Genomic DNA, 18,081 nt, shown 5'->3' with positions numbered 1-18,081 from the left:
TCATAACGAAATCTATTCGGACTTTCATTACAATAACGCTTTTTAAAAGATAAGCCGTAGGTGAATGCGATGGCATTGTGGCGATCGACTGTAATTGTCAGTGCAATGACGATGTTATCTCGAGTGTTGGGGTTGGTACGTGATGTGGTACTGCTCAATGTATTTGGTGCAGGCAAGGACTTCGATACCTTCGTTGTTGCCTTTCGTATTCCCAACTTTTTCCGACGTCTATTTGCGGAAGGGGCTTTTTCTCAGGCTTTCATTCCTGTTCTGACCGAATATAAGACCAGTCGTGCCCATGCCGAAGTCCAGATTCTCATTAGTCGGGTGTTTGGCTGTTTGCTCACGGCCATGTCGTTATTGACCTTTGTCGCTATGGTGGCTGCCCCAGCGATTATTTATCTGTATGCACCTGGTTTCCATAACGATCCTGAAAAATTTGATCTCGCTGTGGATATGTTTCGTCTGACTATTCCATATTTGATGTTTATGTCATTGACGGCTTTTGCCAGCAGTATCTTAAACAGCTATGGTTCATTTGCTTCACCTGCATTTTCTCCAGTATTACTCAATGTGGCAATGATTGCAGGGGCGTGGTGGTTAACGCCGTATATGGCAGAGCCAATTATGGCTTTGGGGTGGGCTGTAGTTGCTGCGGGTGTTTTACAGTTGGCGATCCAGATCCCTGAACTATGGAAAAAGAACTTATTGATTCCACCGAAAGTGGACTTCAAACATGAAGGGGTGGATCGTATTTTAAAACTGATGCTGCCTGCTTTGTTTGGGGTGTCAGTGACTCAGATTAACTTATTGCTCAATACAATCTGGGCGTCATTCATGCAAGATGGTTCAGTATCATGGTTGTATAGTGCTGAACGTATGACTGAGTTACCACTGGGCTTAATTGGTGTCGCGATTGGTACAGTAATTTTACCTTCGCTTTCCGCACGTCATGCAGAGCAAGATCAAGCCAAATTTAGAGGCATGATTGATTGGGCTGCCAAGATTATTATGCTGGTCGGTATTCCCGCAAGTATTGCATTATTTATGCTGTCGACACCGATTATTCAGGCCTTGTTCCAGCGTGGTGAATTTACTGTAGAAGATACGCGAATGACGGCATTGGCACTGCAATGTATGAGTGCAGGGGTCATCTCATTTATGTTGATCAAAGTATTTGCGCCAGGCTTCTATGCACAACAGGATACTAAAACCCCGGTTCGTGTCGGCTTAATGGCAGTGGCAGCCAATGCCATTCTAAACGTAGTCTTTATTGGCTTGTTTAAGTTAATCGATTGGCATGCCGAGCATATGGCGCTCGCACTAGCATCTTCAGGCTCGGCTTTGGTGAATGCGGGTATGCTGTATTTCTATTTGCATAAACGTAATATTTATCGTTTTGGTGCGCATTGGAAAAAACTGGCATTGCAATATGCGGTTGCCAATATCACCATGATTGCTGCGCTTTGGTATGGCTTAACCTGGTACCAAGGCGATATTTCTCAATGGCTGCGTATTGCTGAAGTGATTGGCTTATGTGTCATCGGTGTCGTTGCCTATGCTGTAGCATTGTTGGCTACAGGTTTCCGACCAAGACATTTAAAAGCTTAGAAAAAATCCGGAAGAGTTAAATTATAAAAATGTGTAGAAATGTAGCATTAGACATATTAAAGCTTTGTCTATCTTTTCTTGTTGTCATGCTACATTGCAGCTTATTCAAGAATATTAATGAGGCTTTATATTTTACAACTGTAAATGGAGTATGCAGAATAGCAGTTCCCATTTTTCTTCTTATTACAGGGTATTATTTCTTTTATATTAATAATCTAGAAAAATTAATTAAATGGGGGAAACGGCTTCTTGTTCTTTATTTGATTTGGATGTTAGTTTATTCACCATTTTGGTTTTCTTATTTATCTTTAGTAGAAAATATTAAAAATCTCTTTTGGGGCTATTTTGTACTTTGGTATTTAATCGGAGCCTTCTTTGGTGGGTTATTGCTCTACTGGATTAGAAATTATTCGCTAGCTTTTCAGCTAAGCATAGCAGTCCTATGCTTTCTTACTGGTTATGTGATACAGACTGCTGGAAACTTACATTTATTCCCTAGAGGAACAGATCATCTTCTAAATAATTTTAATAGTTATCGGAATTTTTTGATGATGTGTTTCCCATTTATGATGATTGGCTTTTGGATTAACAAGTATAAGATAGACCATAAAATAAATATTAATTTATATCTGATATCGTTCTTACTGTTATTATTAGTGTTTGAGTCATTTATCCATTATTACTTTGTTAATCATAAAGAATCTCTTGATTTTCTTGTAATGTTATTGCTAATTGCACCAGCAATTTTTATTTATACGCTTAAGCTAGATATTCAGAGTCACAGCAAAAATATTGCAGTACTTTCAACTGCTATTTATCTTATTCACCCAATCATGATGGTTGAATTGGCGAAGAGATTTGATGCAAACAATACGGTGATTTTTACTACATATGTTTTGTTCGCATCAATCACATTGGGATATTTTTTGACTCTTTTAAATAAAAGAGTCAAATATTTACTTTAATGGACTTCGAGTAATTCAATATCGAAAATCAACGTGCTATTAGGGCCAATCGCATCGCCCGAACCGACATCACCATAGGCTAGATTTGCTGGAATAAAGAAACGTGTTTTACCGCCTTCTTTCATCGTTTGAACACCTTCGGTCCAACCCGCAATCACTTGGCTGAGCTTGAACTCAAGAGGATGGTTGCGTGCGATTGAACTGTCGAACACAGTTCCATCGAGCAAGCGTCCTTCATAGTTTACTTTAACCGTTGATGTCGCTTTCGGTGATTTACCTTGGCCCTGTTGTAGTACTTGGTACTGTAGGCCTGATTTCGTGGTCACGATATCTGCTTTCTTGCCATTTTCAGCTAAAAAGGCTTTGCCTGCTTGATCATTTTTTTGAGCTTGTTCTTGAAACTCAATCAGTTGTTTGGCTTCTAGGCGTTTTTTATATTGATTTAGAACGTTGGTCATTTCTTCATCGGTTAATGATGCCGTTTTACCTTGAATAGCTTCTTGTAAGCCTTGTACAAAAGTTTCGATATTTAAGTCTTTTAAGGTTTCGGCATTGCCTCTGCCCATGAGATAACCGTAGCTATATCCGAGTTGATCTTTTTGTGGGCTTTTTTGTGTAATGGGTGCTGCTTGAACCGTTCCGATGGTTGAAGCAATTAAAATGAGACCTAATCTTTTCATTATTTCTTCCAAAAAATAAAGGAGAGCACAGGCTCTCCTTAAGATCATTTACTTAACAGCGATTAATTCTACATCAAAAATTAATGTGCTATTTGGTGGGATCGAACCAGGAACACCTTGTTCACCGTAACCTAAGTTTGCAGGAATATAAAGTGTTGCTTTACCACCTTCTTTCATCAGCTGTAAACCTTCAGTCCAGCCTGGAATCACTTGATTCAGCGGGAACTCAATTGGCTCGCCACGGTCATAAGAGCTATCAAAGACTTTACCATCAGCAAGTTGACCTTTGTAGTGAACTTTCACAACAGAAGTCGCGGCAGGCTGTTTACCTGTACCTTCTTTAGTGATTTTATATTGCAAGCCAGAAGCGGTGGTTTTCACACCTTCTTTTTTCGCATTTTCTGCTAAAAAGCTGTTGTTGGTCGCTTCGACTTTTTTGGTCTCATTCGCTTGCTTTTGTTGTAGTTCTTTTTGGAACTCGACATAAGCCGCTTGTAACTCTTCTTCTGTGTAGGCTGCTGGTTTTTGTGCATGTCCGTCACGGAAGCCAGTAATAAATGCACTGGTTTCTAATTCTGGTGGGGTTTGTTTTGCGACTTCGTAACCTAATGCATAACTGATTTTTGCCACAGGTGCTGCATTTTTGTCAGCCTTGGCGCCAAACTCAGTAGTTGGATTTTTAGTAGCGTAGTAAATAGGAACGAGCGCTGCACCGCCTAAAACAGCTGCGACAACGAAAGGTAAAGCTTTACTCATGAGATGTCCCAAAGCGAGATTTTAATAAAAAATATGCCGTTGATCTTAGCATGTATAGGCTTAGGCATTGAATAATAAACAGCAAAAATGCATGGATTTTTTGTATGAGGATTGAGTCATTTGTGAAATCAATGAGCATTCTTGTTGAAATAAAAAAACCAGAGAATTTATAGCTCTCTGGTTCCTTTTATTCAATATTAGAGCAATTATTTGCTGGTCTGATATTGATACTGATTAATTTGATAGCTCGGGATCTGATCGAGAATAAGACCATCAATCTCAAGTCCAGCATTCACAAAATAAGATTTTGCGAGTTCAATATCTTTCAGTTGTGTCTGACCGTATTGCACTAAACAGAGATTAAAACCTGTAAATTGAGCAAGGTTTAAACTATCAGAGGTTGCAAGTACGGGTGCAGAACTGATTAATATGTAGTCATATTGATTGCTGATCTGTTGCATTAACTGTGCAAAAATTGATTGATGTGAGCTAATAGAAGCTTCATCATTGCTTTGTCCACGCCCAATTAAACTCAAATTTGGAGAACTTGTATTCACGATAATTTGATCTAGGTTGGCTTGTCCGCGTAAATATTCAGCTAGGCCCACTTTTGACGTGCTCTTAAAAAGTTGGTCAAGTTCACCACGATAAAGGTCGCTATCAATGACTAAAACTTTCTGCCCAGCTTGACTGAGATAAAGTGCCAAATGTTGAGCAATCACACCTTGATTTTGATTAGGTGTAACACTTGTTATGAGTGCAACGTTATGTTGTTTTTGCTGTAACTTAAAACGTAAAGTCGGGATAAATGTCTTGAGTGCTGGTAACTCAGGAGCAGTTTTATGTTTCACTTTAGGCAATTCAACATAAGTGTTAATTCCGACAGCCTGTTCAATTTCATCACGGTGACGTACGCCAGTTTGTAACATATTGCGAACTAGAGCAATCATTACACCAATAAATCCACCAATAAAAATTGAGAGGATTAACACGATTAGCTTACGAGGTTTGATTGGTTTCGTTGGTTCTACAGGGTAATCTAAAACGCGAATATTTCCTGTTTCTCCAGCTTTGGCTAAGCTTAAAGACTGGTATGTTCCTAATAAATTAGTATACAACTGCGTTTGTACTTGTACATCGCGATAGTATTGCAAATACTGACTTTGTGTATTTGGCAATTTTTTTAATGCACTATTCAATTCATTAATTTTTTTATTAAAAACACCAATTTGTGCATTAATTTCTTGCATCATTGGATGTTGAGCGGTGTATTGCGCAGCTAATTCGGCTTGCTTTTGTTCCAACTGAATTTTTTGCGTTTCCAGCTCGACACTCTGCTTTAAATAAAGCCCAGCTTCTTGTTGAATATCGATCGTACCATGAGTTTCTCGGAACGTATTAAACTTTTGCTCTGCCTCTGTTAGCTCTTGCTTCAGTTTTGGTAGTTGCTGATTTAAAAATGTTAGAGATTTTTCTTTCTCCGCAGATTTCGTCGCTAAGTTTTGTTCTTGGTAAATCTCTAAAATGTGATTTAATACTTTTATGATATGGGCTTTATCTGTCCCATCATAATTGATTGTGATAATACCTGTTTGCTTGGTAACTTCGGCTGCTTTTAAATTTAATAGAATTGCTTTTACTGCTGCAAGTGTTGATTGTTTTTGAACAATATACTGACCATCTAGAGGATGTTGGCTTGAAATACTAATTTTCCAAGCTGAACCAAGAGGAGTAGAATTTGCTTTTTGATTTAGGGATCCTTTGTATACTTCTAGTCCAGTTTTTTCTGACGTAAGGCTAAAGTTTTGTCCATGGAAGCTTAAAAGCAGGTTTTGATCTAGATATTGTTTTGGAATGTCAAATTGGCGAATAGTGAACTCAGTTTTATGATTTCTAACTTGTACTTGATCCGTAAGATAGTTGGTGTGAAATTGATCTGTGCTTAAAAGCTTCTGAACAAAACCTTGATCTGGTTGGATTTGGATATCTAGATTTAGATCTTGAATAGTTTTTGCTAAAATAGAGCGAGATTGCAAGATTTCGATTTCTGCCTGAATCGATTGTTGACCGCCAAGACCGCCAATATTTACGCCAGCTAAACTACCTAAAGATGCAAGTTGCGAGTTTAGACCCGCTAACCCACTTTGCTTGTTATCAATGATTTGAATTTTTGCATCAACTTCATAAATGTTTTCTGCAGTTTTAAGGTAACCTCCTGCACAGACGAGTGCGAAAGCTGTACAAAAAACAATAAGTTTCCATTGAGCAATGATCGTAAAAAATAATTCTCTGAGATCAATCGTATCATCAGGCAATTGTGTATTTTGATTCATAAGGGAACAACTATTTAAAATTTTGGAAAATGCTTGCAGATTCTTTATGATCTAAATCATTGGATTGAAAAAGTCATATTTATTTACCTAACTGATCAAAACTATAAAGCGCATTCGAGAATGGTATAATTTGGTTGACCATACGTTGCCAGCGCGTAAGACCTGTGGCATCAATATAGACAATATCATTCTTCTGCATAGCAAATTGATTAGCCAAAGCGAGATTACCCAAACTACTTAAATTCAGCTGATAAATAGTTGAATGTCGAGTACTTAAATCAGTCCGCATGACATAGATCCGTGCAGCACTTGCGGTATAGGGGTTAATCCCTTCACTCTCACCAAGTACATCACTTAAAGTCATACCTTGATCTCGAAGTGGTAAAGCTTGGCTTTTACTTGACTCACCCATGACATACAGTTTTTGATTTTGTTTGGTATTCACAAAAATCGTGTCATTGGGCTGAATCAATAATTTATGTAATGAAAAGCCTTTTTTTTCTAAATCTACCAGATTTAAATTATACGTGACACTCTGACGAATGAGTTGTATCGAGGTATTATCGCCTGTTTCAGGATTAATGCCGCCTGCCATCCCCAGTGCTGTATACAGGCTAATTGGTTGGTCATTCAGGGTGTATTGCCCGCTTTTCATGACTTGGCCATTTACAAAATAGCGATTTCCTTCATAGGACAAGACACGAACAATGACATCTGGTGTTTTTAAGTATTTTGCAAATTGGCTGCGTAAGTAACGATTTGTTTCGGCTAGCGTTTTCCCAGAAATATGTACTTGCCCTATTAACGGGAGTTGTAGATTTCCATTACTATCAATAGGATAACCAATCCCTTTGGTATTATTCCCGTCTTGAAGCGGAGGAGTGATTTCAGGGTAGGCCCATAATTGGATAGATAAAACATCGCCTGTATTTAAGCGATATTGGCTATGGGGCTGGCGGAATAATACGGATAGATTATTTTGATTAGAAGCGATCGTAGAGATATTGAGCGATTGTAAACTATCTTGCGTTAATTGCATGACGGTAATGTCTGCGCCTTGTTCTGTTTTATACGTTCCTTCTTCTGGAAGATCATGGGTTTGAAGCCCTGAAGTGATTGCACAACTCGCAGCGCTTATGCTGATCGTAAGAATAGAAAACAGTTGGTAATACTTCACATCAAACCCTTGGATAGTCTTATTTTTCATTGATATCACTTGCCATTTTGAGTAAGTCATTCGGCAAAGAACACTAAAACAAGGCGATTTTATCCCAAAAGATTAAAAAAACATAATAATCTTTTCTGTGGGAGTGTAGGGGAATTTGAGGGATATAGTGTTCTTTATAAAATAATTTGATTTAATTCAGTATTTGATGAAAAGTAATTTGTTGATCGCTTTAAATTAATCGGACAATCATTAAAATAAAAATAGAATGAACTGCTAACAAATTGATGAAATTTGTTATATTATGCCGCATCGTATCCCCTTAACTTGCCTTAAACGTTAAAAAATATTTTTTCTAATTTTTTCAATGAAATAGGAAGAGTATAGCATGGTTATTTTGCAAGCCCAATTATCAGGTTGTTCCAGCGCGTCTTAAGGTGAGTATGAAGATAGAAAGTTTAGATAGAATCTACTCGATGTAGTATAGTGGAAAAATATGAAAATATTATTAACTGGTGGTGCTGGATTTATTGGTTCTGCTGTAGTACGCCATATTATAAAAACAACGAAAGATACCGTTTTAAATATAGATAAATTGACCTATGCTGGAAATTTAGAGTCCTTAAAAGAAATTGATGAGGATCCTCGCTATCAGTTTCAACAAATTGATATTTGTGATGCGTCAAAACTAGAGAAGATTTTCCAACAATTTCAACCTGATGTAGTTATGCATTTAGCGGCTGAGTCGCATGTTGATCGTTCAATCGATGGGCCAAGTGCATTTATTCAGACCAATATTGTAGGAACATATACCTTATTAGAGGTAACACGTAAGTACTGGCAGGTATTAGATAACAATAAAAAAGCAAGCTTTCGTTTTCACCATATTTCAACAGATGAGGTCTATGGTGATCTAGAGGGTACAACAGACTTATTTACTGAAACAACACCTTATGCGCCAAGCTCTCCCTATTCAGCAAGTAAGGCGAGTTCAGATCATTTAGTTCGTGCTTGGCAACGTACCTATGGCTTACCGACCATTGTCACCAATTGTTCGAATAATTATGGTCCTTATCACTTCCCAGAAAAGTTAATTCCTTTAGTCATTTTAAATGCTTTAGATGGCAAAGCATTGCCGATCTATGGAAAGGGTGATCAGATCCGTGATTGGTTGTTCGTTGAAGACCATGCTAGAGCACTGTATCAAGTTGTTACTCAAGGTGTGATTGGTGAAACCTATAATATTGGTGGACATAACGAAAAGCAGAATATTGAAGTAGTTAAAACCATTTGCAAAATTCTAGATGAATTAAAACCACAGGCTAACTCTCAAGCATATGAAAGTTTAATTACTTTTGTAAAGGATCGTCCTGGACATGATCTACGCTATGCGATTGATGCATCAAAAATAGAGCGTGAACTTGGCTGGAAACCTCAGGAAACTTTTGAAACGGGTATCCGTAAAACCGTTGAATGGTATTTAAATAATTTAGAATGGTGTCGCCGTGTACAAGATGGCAGTTATCAAGGTGAAAGATTAGGGGTAAATGTCTAATGTCGACGAAAGGTATTATTCTTGCGGGTGGTTCAGGTACACGCTTATATCCAATTACCAAGGGTGTATCTAAGCAGTTACTGCCGATTTACGATAAACCGATGGTGTATTACCCTTTGTCGGTCTTGATGTTAGCGGGTATCCGCGAAGTTTTAATTATCAGTACCCCAGATGATATTGATGGGTTTAAACGACTATTGGGTGACGGTTCGCAATTTGGTGTTGAGTTGAGTTATGCTGTTCAGCCAAGTCCAGATGGTTTAGCTCAGGCTTTTATTATTGGTGAAGCGTTTATTGGTACAAGTAATGTGTGCTTAGTGCTTGGCGATAATATTTTTTATGGGCAAGGTTTTACACCAATGCTTCGTCAGGCAGTTGCACGCCAAAAAGGGGCAACGGTCTTTGGCTATCAGGTGAAAGATCCAGAGCGTTTTGGTGTGGTTGAGTTTGACGAGCAAAAACGTGCTGTTTCATTAGAAGAAAAGCCGAAAAATCCAAAATCACATTTTGCTGTGACAGGACTTTATTTCTACGACAATGATATTGTTGAAATTGCGAAACAAGTCAAACCATCTGAGCGCGGTGAATTAGAAATCACGACCGTCAATCAAATTTACCTAGAGCGTGGTGACTTAAATGTCGAGTTACTCGGTCGAGGCTTTGCTTGGCTCGACACAGGCACACATGAAAGCTTGCTTGAGGCAGCACAATTTGTAGAAACCATTGAAAAGCGGCAAGGTTATAAGGTGGCTTGTTTAGAAGAAATCGCTTTTAACAATGGCTGGCTAAGCAAAGAACAAGTTTTAGCAATTGGTCAAAGTATGAATAAAAATGATTATGGCCAATATTTGATTTCTTTGGTGAAAGACGTATGAAGACCCCGATTTATGTAACGCAGCCAGTTTTACCTGAATTGGATGAGTTTATTCCTTATTTAAAAGAGATTTGGGACAATAAAATTCTAACGAATTGTGGTCCTCTACACCAGAAATTAGAGCAAGCGTTATGTGAGTATTTGGATGTTCCGTATATTTCATTATTTAATAATGGAACGATAGCGCTTGTTACAGCATTACAAGCTTTGGGCTTAGAGCAAGGTGAAGTTATTACTACGCCTTATACATTTGTTGCAACTGCTCACTCCATTGTTTGGAATAAATTAACCCCTGTTTTTGTTGATATTGATCCAAACACTTCAAATATTGATCCAGAAGCTGTAGAAGCTGCGATTACAGATAAAACAGTCGCAATTTTACCTGTTCATTGTTATGGAATTCCATGTGAGGTTGACGCTTTACAAAAAATTTCTGATCAATATCAATTAAAACTAATTTATGATGCTGCACATGCTTTTGGTATTAAATGCCAAGGACGAAGTATTCTAGATTATGGCGATCTAAGTGTAATTAGCTTTCATGCAACTAAAGTGTTTAACACTTTTGAGGGCGGTGCTATCGTAAGTCATAGTGCTGATATGAAGCAGCGAATTGATCAATTAAGAAATTTTGGTATTGTTAATGAAACAACAATTGATGATATTTCCTTGAATGGCAAATTGAGTGAAGTCCATGCTGCATTAGGCTTATTGCAACTCAAAACGATTGAGGAAACATTACAAGCACGTCAGAATATTGATCAAATATATCGTACCGCTTTAGAGGCAATTGACGGTATTGATTGTCTAAGCCGTCCAGTTTTAGATAAGGATAATTATTCATATTTTCCTATTATTATTTCGGAATCTTACCCGTTAAATCGTGATGAATTATTTGAAAAGTTAAAACAGCATCAGATTTTTGCTCGTAAATACTTTTATCCTTTGATGACGGAACTGAATGTATACCAAGCTTTTTATACCGAGACCCCAAAGGCAAAAAAGCTATCTGAACAAGTACTATGTTTACCAATGTATCCAACCTTATCGATGGATCAATGTAGAACAATTATAAATGTTATCTTGGACAGATAATAAATGAAAGAGATTATCATAATTGGAGCTGGAGGCCATGGAATCGAAATGGCTTTACTTGCACGTAGATGTGGAAGAAAAGTAAGAGGGTTTTTGGATAATACCAATAATAAACAAGGGGAAATTATCTCTCAAGTGCCTGTTTTAGGGAAGATCGAAACTTGCAATAGTTATGTAGATTGCGACTTTTTAATCGCTATAGGTAACCCGCGAGGGCGTGAAAGAGTAATTAGAGATTTTTTTTCGGGATATGAATATCAATTTGCCACTCTAATCGATCCTACTGCAATAATAGGAGAAAATGTTGTTATAGAAGAAGGGTCAATGATTTGTGCAGGAAGTGTATTAACGATAAATATTACGATTGGAAAGCATAGTATTGTTAATATAAATTCAACATTATCACATGGGGTTCAGCTGGGCAGTTTTGTAACTATTGCACCTAATGTTGCAATAGCTGGAGATGTTAAAATTGATGATTTAGTTGAAATTGGCCTCAATGCTTCTTTAAAGGAAAAGTTAGTGGTAGCTCGAGGGGCATTTATTGGAATGGGAGCCGTATTAGTAAAGAGTGTAGAGGAAAATCATGTCATGGTTGGAAATCCAGCAAAATCTTTAAAGATTTTGGATTGATTTTGAGTGTAAATAATTGTCTAAGCTCAAAATAAACATCTTGGCAAGTTATATTAGCCAAATTTATATTATTCTTATTAGTCTTATTATTCTACCTCTTTATATGAAATATATGGGGGCAGAGGCGTATGGCTTGGTTGGCTTTTTTACTATGTTGCAAGGCCTGTTTATGCTACTTGATTTTGGTTTGACTCCAACGATCAGTAGACAAACAGCCCAATACAATGCGGGGGCTTCAACTGCTTTAGCTTTTCGCCAACTATTTCGAGCATTGAGCTTGATTTTTACGGCTATTGCGATTACAGGTGCTGGGCTATTATGGCATCTTGACACTTATATTGCTTTGTTTTGGCTTAAATTACAGCATCTAAATATGGTGGATGTTTTATTTGCACTACAGAGCATGGCAATATGTGTTGCACTTCGTTGGATGACGGGCTTATATAGAGGGGTCATTTCTGGTTTTGAGCAGATTGTTTGGCTGAGTGTAACAAATACATTGGTAGCTACACTTCGATTTCCTGGCGCATTATTATTTATGTATTTTTGGGGATTTGATGTTAAAAGCTTTTTTCTATTTCAGCTTGTTGTTGCAGTGTTTGAGTTTGCTACACTTTTTATAAAAACTTATAGACTATTACCTTCAATACCTATTTCAACCACTATTGGTTGTTCATTGCGTCCTCTTAAGTCTGTTCTTGGTTTTGCATTAACAATTGCATTTACATCGTCAGTATGGGTATTACTTACACAATTAGATAAATTTATTCTATCTGGTGTTTTGACTTTATCCGATTATGGTTATTTTTCTCTAGCAGTTTTGGTTGCTGGTGGTGTATTACAAGTGAGTACACCAGTTAGCTCTGTGATTATGCCGAGACTAGCCTATCTTCATGGCGAACAAAAAATTACTGAAATGAAAGAAGTCTATTTAAATGCTACCCAATTCATTGCTGTAATTGCCGTTTCAGCTGGAATAGTTTTAGCCGCATTAGCAAAACCTATTTTATATGTATGGACAGGCGATGTCATTCTGGCAGAAAAAACAGCTCCAATATTGACACTATACGCATTGGGGAATGCTTTTTTAGCATTAGGTGCTTTCCCTTATTATTTACAATATGCCTATGGAAATTTGAAATATCATTTCTTCGGTAATATTCTCAGCGTTATTCTTTTGATACCTGCTATAATTTGGGCTGCGCGTAACTATGGAGCGATTGGGGCTGGTTGGATTTGGTTTATATTCCAAGTTGTCTATTTACTTGGCTGGGTAAGCTTTGTTCATATGAAAATACAACATGGTATCAACATAAAATGGTTTAAATCTTTTTTGCCAAGTAGTTTATTGGTATCGGGGTTTATCTTTTTTATAGCTTATATCTTCAATTTTTCTAACGTTCGTTTAATTGCTTTTTTTCAAATCACTTTATTTAGTTTGATAGGTCTAGTTATTGCACTTTTGAGTTCGAATTCGGCTAGAAGATTGCTTAAAAATCAATTGTTAAAGAGATTGACATGAGTCATGATGATGTTCAGGTTTCAGTTTGTGTAGTTACTTATAACCAAGAAGACTATATCGCAGAATGCCTAGAAAGTTTAGTTACACAAAAAACAAACTTTAAGTTTGAAATAATTGTTGGTGAAGACTGTTCAACAGATAATACTCGGAAAATTGTACAAGAGTACGCTAAACAATACCCTGATTTAATTGTTCCATTGTTTTACAAGAGTAATGTTGGAGCAATTGAAAATATTAAGCAAGTTTATCAGTTAGCAAGAGGGAAATACATTGCTCATATGGATGGCGATGATCTTGCCTTAGCAAATAAGCTACAAAAACAATATGAAAAAATGGAAGAGGGCTTTGCGATTTGCTCTCATAACGTTTGCTCTATCAATATCGATAATAATATAGATAGTAATTTTTGGAACTTTAATGAAGGTGTATATGATTGGAGGTACTATTTGAAAAACTTACCATTCTTTGCTCATTCATCTAAAATGTTTGTTAGAGAGCATTTGGTAGATTTTCTTCAAAAATTAGAAGGAAATACCTATGATTTTGAGTTGCATTTAGAAAGTGTTAAGCACGGTTTAATCTATCATATAGGCGAGAATTTAGGAATTTATCGTCTTGATGTTGGAATTCTAAAAAATGAAAAAAATATTAAATTAAAAATTATTGATGTAAAAGTTAAAGTTTATAACAAAGCATTTGATTACTTTTCTGACAGTAGTTATATCAAAAAAGTTTATCTCTTTGAGTTGTTGAAAATGATCAGAATATGTGTTTTATATAATGGTTATAGAAAAATACCATTTTTAATAAAACAAATATGCATTTTACTCTTTAATAGAAATTTAGTTTAAGTGGGAAAATAAATGATAAAGCTAAATTTTGTAGTTCATACATATGATAAGCGTGACCGAGGAGGGGTATTACGTGTTGTTAGTGATCTAGCAAATTACTTGAGTTTGGATCAAGATTTCGAGATAAATATTATCAGTGTAGGTGTTATTCATGAGAAGGCTTTTCCAATCAATGAGAATGTTAATCTTATCTCATTGAACTTGGAAAAATATAATACTGGTTTTTATCAAGGTTTTGAAAAAATAAAATGGTTTTACGATACACTTACGATCATGACCAATTTTGTTTCTCTAAAAAATGATAGTAAAACAATTTGGATTACATCTTCGCCACCAATATCTTTGTTATTCTCTATTTTAAAGATTAAATATGAGCTAAAAGTTGTAGGATGTGATCATACATCTACAGCTTATAAAAAGAACAGATTGGTTCAAATTGTCAGAAATAAGCTTTTAACTAAGTTAGATGTAATGGTTGCTTTAACGCCTCAAGATCAAGAATATTATAATCATAATAATATCAACTCAGTTTATATTCCAAATGGAATTGTTACACAGGAAATTAAAAAAACTGAAAGCTCACGTAAATATATTTTATATGTGGGTAGGTTTAATGAAGAGAAGCAACCCCTTGAAGCAATAAGACTCTTTATGGAAAATCAAGTTTATGATTTAGGTTTCAAACTTAGAGTATTTGGTCATGGTGACCAAGAGCAAGAAGTTTTGAATTATATTCAGCTTAAAGGGTACAGTAAGCATGTAGAAGTTATTGTTGGTGAAACTAATCCTGATATTATCTATAAAGATGCTTATGCTTTATTAATGACATCTAAAATTGAGGGCTTTGGCATGGTATTGCTTGAAGCAATTGTAAGAGGAATACCTTGTATTGCTCTCGATTGTCCTTATGGTCCACGGAACATCATAAAAAAACAAATAAATGGTTACTTATTAAATAGTTTGAGTAATCATGATTTTACCGTGGCTATAAAGGCTATTGATACTATTGATGTGTCAAGGATTAGTGAGTCAATTTCACAATATAATATCGAAAATGTTGTCATGGAATGGAAGAAGCTATTTAAAAAGATAGTTTTTTAGTTTTTGATTTGAGAAAATAGTCTATGGTATATGATAGTTTTGATGTAAGAAAAGTAATTGGATATCCATTTATTATTTTTTCTTTAATTGTTTATATTTATTTCTTAAAAATAAATTTCTTTCCTTTTTATCTTATATTACCTTATCTTTTTTTTGGAGTGGTTTTTTTTCTATTCGAAGTCGTGAAAAAAGGTTTGGCTAAAAAGTATTTTTTTTATTTCTTTTTGGTTTTACTCTCTTTGATATGGGCTTCTTTCTCATATATATATAATGTGAATTCAGATCTTTTTTATGTTAAAGAGGAATTGGTTTTAAGTTTGATATTCTTTTTTTCTGCATTCACTATAAAAAAAATATATAAATTTTTTGATGTTGATTTTAATTTTAAAAATATAATTTTTTTTTCAAGTTTAGCATTAGTTTTTCAACTTATTTTTTCTTTAATAGCAAATTTTGTACCAGCAATTTTTAATGTGGTTATCCAACTGGTTAATATTGATGGACTGAGTTCAGATGCACTTCAAAATTTTAGTGAGGCTCGTCTAGTTGGAGTAGGTGCTTCTTTTTTTGCCTCTGGAATTTTAAATTCATTTTTTTTGATACTACTTGCTTATAGTATTAACTTTAATTGTGATAAAGGAAAATATTTTTTCCTATTGTCAATTTACATAATTATTTCAATAGTTGGTATTCTCTTTTCAAGGACAACAATTATTGGGATTCTCTTGTCATCACTGTTTTTTCTTAATTATAGAAGTTTATTTAGGATTTTGTTAATAATAGTGCCCTCTTTGATCTTGTTGCTAATATACGGTAAGAATCTACTAGAAGCGAATAGTCAAATTGCTTTTGGTTTAGACTTTTTATTTAATTTTAAAGATTCTCAAGCATCATCGTCATTCGGTGGGTTAAAAGAAATGTATGAGATATTACCTGATAATTTAAAAACTTGGGTTTTGGGGGATGCTAAATATAAGGTTGTTTCACAAGGTGGAGATTTTTTAGCATATTATAAAGACACAGATATTGGATATTTTAGAGTAATTTTTTACAATGGTATAATAGGCTTATTTTTATTTTTTTTAATGACTATTTATATTTTAAAAAAATCTTTCTATTTTAGTCGTTCTTTGTTTTTGTTGTTGTTAATATGTTTTATTTCTTTGAATTCTAAAGGTGTGGCTAATGTTTATTTTTTCTGCTTTTTATTTTTCTTAGTTGATTTTAGTTTTGATAAAAATCAATTAAATAATGATAAGAAGGTTTTAGTATGAAAAAAGTTGCTATTTTGATTTTGGCGCATAAACCTATCAAATATTTTGAAGCACTTGCTAAAGAAAATAAAAGTGTTAATTTTTTTGTTCATATGGATAAGAAAACAAATTTTGAAAATTCCTATATTGAAAATCTAGTATTTCTAAATGATGATCTAAGAGTGGATGTTAGGTGGGGAGGATTTTCACAAGTACAAGCAACATTGAATCTATTTTCATTTGTAATTGAGAATACTGAATGTGATTATATTCATCTTGTTAGTGGAGAGGATATATTACTTTCAAGCAATAATAATATTTATGACTATTTGACTTGGCAAAGTTCTGATATTTTTATGGAGCTTAACAACTCTTTGAGCCATAGGTTTCGTGTTCGTTTTTTTGCTCCACATGTTGAAACTACATGGCAACGAAAACCTTTTGGGAAACTTCTTACATTTGCTTTGAAAATTTTAGATAGGATTCTGTTTACTAATAAAAAATTTTGGTTTGGAAGTAACTGGTTTTCAATTAGAAGAAACGAACTGAAAATCCTGTTAGAATCAATAAGTCAGAAAGATATTAATTTGTTTCAACATAGACTCAATCCTGACGAACATTTTTTTCAGCATCTAGTTGTTAAATCTGGTTTGCAGCATCTTGTTAGTGCGGATAAAAATAAGAGGTATATTATTTTTGATAAAAAATACAATAATGGTAATAACCCTCTTTATTTTGATGCAGAAAATTTGTTAATTTTGAAGAATGCTAGGGATTTCTTTTTCGCTAGAAAAGTAAAAGAAAACGATCAATTTGAATATTATGAAAAGGTAAACTCATTGTGATACTGTTTTCTATTTTATTGTCTTTATATCATAAGGAAAAAGTTGAGTACTTAGAAAAGTGCTTTGAAAGCATTTGGGATCAACAGACTTTAAAACCTACTGAAATAGTATTGGTTTTAGATGGTCCTATTGGAGAAGAGCTTACGAAATCTGTAGAACATTGGCAGCAGAAACTCGGTAATATTTTAAAAACCGTTACTTTGGCAGAAAATTTCGGTTTAGGTAAGGCTTTAAATGAAGGCTTAAAGCACTGTACGAATGAATGGATTTTCCGTATGGATACGGATGATATCTGTACTCCAGATCGTTTTTCTAAGCAGGTTGCTTTTATTCAAGAAAAGCCTGATGTGGTTTTATTTGGTGGACAGATTCTAGAGTTTAATCAAGATGTTTCAGACGCTCACATATTAAAAGCTGTGCCTGAAAATCATAATGAAATTAAGGCTTTTGCACAAAAGCGTTGTCCATTTAATCACATGACTGTTGCCTATCGTCATGATGTCATTACTGAACTTGGTGGTTATCAACATCATTTATTCATGGAAGATTATAATCTTTGGCTACGTGTGATTGGCGCAGGTTATAAAGTTGCTAATTTACCCGATGTAATTTTATTTGCTCGTGTGGGAAATGGAATGCATGCTCGACGTAAAGGCTTGGAATATATTAAAAGCGAAAAAAAGTTATTGGATTTAAAAAAAGAGTTGAAGTTACAGCATCCAATTCATGCTAATATAGTTTTTTTGTTACGGTCAATGTTTCGACTACTACCATCCACGATGTTGGGGAAAATTTATAATAATTTTCTTAGGAAGAAAGTCTAAATTATTTTGATATATGGG

16 protein-coding genes are annotated in these 18,081 nt (G+C 35.0%); 12 read left to right on the top strand and 4 right to left on the bottom strand.

Going from position 1 to position 18,081, the window contains the following annotated elements; translation table 11 throughout:
* Window positions 1-60: 60 nt before the first annotated feature.
* Together murJ and B2727_RS05935 are read left to right on the top strand one after the other, a co-directional pair.
* A complete protein-coding gene (gene murJ / locus B2727_RS05940; protein ID WP_241345209.1) occupies window positions 61-1,611 on the top strand; it encodes a murein biosynthesis integral membrane protein MurJ in 1,551 nt (516 codons plus the stop codon).
* 29 nt (window positions 1,612-1,640) lie between these two features.
* Window positions 1,641-2,576, top strand: coding sequence for an acyltransferase family protein (locus B2727_RS05935; RefSeq protein ID WP_241345210.1), 936 nt, complete (start codon window positions 1,641-1,643; stop codon window positions 2,574-2,576).
* Here the strand turns inward: B2727_RS05935 and B2727_RS05930 are convergent.
* The 4 genes from B2727_RS05930 to B2727_RS05915 all read right to left on the bottom strand — a co-directional run bounded on the left by B2727_RS05930 (window position 2,573) and on the right by B2727_RS05915 (window position 7,552).
* Window positions 2,573-3,256 carry an FKBP-type peptidyl-prolyl cis-trans isomerase gene (locus B2727_RS05930; RefSeq protein ID WP_241345211.1) on the bottom strand — a complete coding sequence of 228 codons (684 nt, stop codon included), beginning with the start codon at window positions 3,254-3,256 and terminating at the stop codon, window positions 2,573-2,575. The genes B2727_RS05935 and B2727_RS05930 overlap by 4 nt on opposite strands.
* Before the next feature lie 48 nt (window positions 3,257-3,304).
* The gene (locus B2727_RS05925; RefSeq protein WP_004801786.1) at window positions 3,305-4,012 is read right to left on the bottom strand and encodes an FKBP-type peptidyl-prolyl cis-trans isomerase; all 708 of its coding nucleotides are present in this window, start codon (window positions 4,010-4,012) and stop codon (window positions 3,305-3,307) included.
* A 206-nt stretch (window positions 4,013-4,218) separates the two neighbouring features.
* Window positions 4,219-6,345, bottom strand: coding sequence for a GNVR domain-containing protein (locus tag B2727_RS05920; protein WP_241345212.1), 2,127 nt, complete (start codon window positions 6,343-6,345; stop codon window positions 4,219-4,221).
* A 79-nt stretch (window positions 6,346-6,424) separates the two neighbouring features.
* Window positions 6,425-7,552 (bottom strand): polysaccharide biosynthesis/export family protein, encoded by a 1,128-nt coding sequence (locus B2727_RS05915; protein WP_241345213.1) that lies wholly within the window; start codon window positions 7,550-7,552, stop codon window positions 6,425-6,427.
* A 454-nt stretch (window positions 7,553-8,006) separates the two neighbouring features.
* On the opposite strand from B2727_RS05915, the gene rfbB reads away from it, so the two are divergent.
* Genes rfbB through B2727_RS05865 form a run of 10 tightly spaced genes read left to right on the top strand, consistent with a single transcriptional unit; the run spans window position 8,007 to window position 18,063 of the window.
* Window positions 8,007-9,065: a dTDP-glucose 4,6-dehydratase gene (gene rfbB / locus B2727_RS05910; protein ID WP_241345214.1), complete on the top strand. Its 1,059-nt coding sequence runs from the start codon at window positions 8,007-8,009 to the stop codon at window positions 9,063-9,065.
* A complete protein-coding gene (rfbA, locus tag B2727_RS05905) occupies window positions 9,065-9,940 on the top strand; it encodes a glucose-1-phosphate thymidylyltransferase RfbA (RefSeq protein ID WP_241345215.1) in 876 nt (291 codons plus the stop codon). Before rfbB ends, rfbA begins: the two co-directional genes overlap by 1 nt.
* Entirely contained in the window at window positions 9,937-11,034 is a 1,098-nt protein-coding gene (locus B2727_RS05900; RefSeq protein WP_241345216.1) for a DegT/DnrJ/EryC1/StrS family aminotransferase, read from the top strand. Before rfbA ends, B2727_RS05900 begins: the two co-directional genes overlap by 4 nt.
* 3 nt (window positions 11,035-11,037) lie before the next feature.
* Window positions 11,038-11,667: a NeuD/PglB/VioB family sugar acetyltransferase gene (locus B2727_RS05895; protein WP_241345217.1), complete on the top strand. Its 630-nt coding sequence runs from the start codon at window positions 11,038-11,040 to the stop codon at window positions 11,665-11,667.
* Between the two features lie 16 nt (window positions 11,668-11,683).
* Window positions 11,684-13,189, top strand: a complete 1,506-nt coding sequence (locus tag B2727_RS05890; RefSeq protein WP_241345218.1) for an oligosaccharide flippase family protein — start codon at window positions 11,684-11,686, stop codon at window positions 13,187-13,189.
* A complete protein-coding gene (locus B2727_RS05885) occupies window positions 13,186-14,040 on the top strand; it encodes a glycosyltransferase family 2 protein (protein WP_241345219.1) in 855 nt (284 codons plus the stop codon). Before B2727_RS05890 ends, B2727_RS05885 begins: the two co-directional genes overlap by 4 nt.
* A 12-nt stretch (window positions 14,041-14,052) precedes the next feature.
* Window positions 14,053-15,141, top strand: coding sequence for a glycosyltransferase (locus tag B2727_RS05880; RefSeq protein WP_241345220.1), 1,089 nt, complete (start codon window positions 14,053-14,055; stop codon window positions 15,139-15,141).
* Between the two features lie 23 nt (window positions 15,142-15,164).
* Complete coding sequence (locus B2727_RS05875) at window positions 15,165-16,415, top strand: hypothetical protein (protein WP_241345221.1); 1,251 nt, start codon at window positions 15,165-15,167, stop codon at window positions 16,413-16,415.
* Entirely contained in the window at window positions 16,412-17,239 is an 828-nt protein-coding gene (locus tag B2727_RS05870; RefSeq protein WP_241345222.1) for a beta-1,6-N-acetylglucosaminyltransferase, read from the top strand. The genes B2727_RS05875 and B2727_RS05870 overlap by 4 nt, the downstream gene beginning before the upstream one ends.
* Window positions 17,239-18,063: a glycosyltransferase gene (locus B2727_RS05865; RefSeq protein WP_241345272.1), complete on the top strand. Its 825-nt coding sequence runs from the start codon at window positions 17,239-17,241 to the stop codon at window positions 18,061-18,063. Before B2727_RS05870 ends, B2727_RS05865 begins: the two co-directional genes overlap by 1 nt.
* The last annotated feature ends 18 nt before the right edge of the window (window positions 18,064-18,081 follow it).

The sequence above is a fragment of the Acinetobacter sp. UBA991 genome, assembly GCF_002292065.1.
In the GTDB taxonomy this organism is placed as follows: domain Bacteria; phylum Pseudomonadota; class Gammaproteobacteria; order Pseudomonadales; family Moraxellaceae; genus Acinetobacter; species Acinetobacter higginsii.
Note: the sequence above shows the minus strand (reverse complement) of the source record. Positions and strands in the feature narration are given on the sequence as shown.

What these genes read in the sequence shown, in the direction of transcription:
- B2727_RS05920 (WP_241345212.1), bottom strand. Translation starts at nt 6,345, where the DNA reads ATGAATCAAAATACACAATTGCCTGATGATACGATTGATCTCAGAGAA.
- B2727_RS05915 (WP_241345213.1), bottom strand. Translation starts at nt 7,552, where the DNA reads ATGAAAAATAAGACTATCCAAGGGTTTGATGTGAAGTATTACCAACTG.
- B2727_RS05895 (WP_241345217.1), top strand. Translation starts at nt 11,038, where the DNA reads ATGAAAGAGATTATCATAATTGGAGCTGGAGGCCATGGAATCGAAATG.
- B2727_RS05935 (WP_241345210.1), top strand. Translation starts at nt 1,641, where the DNA reads ATGTGTAGAAATGTAGCATTAGACATATTAAAGCTTTGTCTATCTTTT.
- B2727_RS05925 (WP_004801786.1), bottom strand. Translation starts at nt 4,012, where the DNA reads ATGAGTAAAGCTTTACCTTTCGTTGTCGCAGCTGTTTTAGGCGGTGCA.
- B2727_RS05930 (WP_241345211.1), bottom strand. Translation starts at nt 3,256, where the DNA reads ATGAAAAGATTAGGTCTCATTTTAATTGCTTCAACCATCGGAACGGTT.
- B2727_RS05885 (WP_241345219.1), top strand. Translation starts at nt 13,186, where the DNA reads ATGAGTCATGATGATGTTCAGGTTTCAGTTTGTGTAGTTACTTATAAC.
- B2727_RS05900 (WP_241345216.1), top strand. Translation starts at nt 9,937, where the DNA reads ATGAAGACCCCGATTTATGTAACGCAGCCAGTTTTACCTGAATTGGAT.
- rfbA (WP_241345215.1), top strand. Translation starts at nt 9,065, where the DNA reads ATGTCGACGAAAGGTATTATTCTTGCGGGTGGTTCAGGTACACGCTTA.
- B2727_RS05875 (WP_241345221.1), top strand. Translation starts at nt 15,165, where the DNA reads ATGGTATATGATAGTTTTGATGTAAGAAAAGTAATTGGATATCCATTT.
- B2727_RS05870 (WP_241345222.1), top strand. Translation starts at nt 16,412, where the DNA reads ATGAAAAAAGTTGCTATTTTGATTTTGGCGCATAAACCTATCAAATAT.
- rfbB (WP_241345214.1), top strand. Translation starts at nt 8,007, where the DNA reads ATGAAAATATTATTAACTGGTGGTGCTGGATTTATTGGTTCTGCTGTA.
- B2727_RS05880 (WP_241345220.1), top strand. Translation starts at nt 14,053, where the DNA reads ATGATAAAGCTAAATTTTGTAGTTCATACATATGATAAGCGTGACCGA.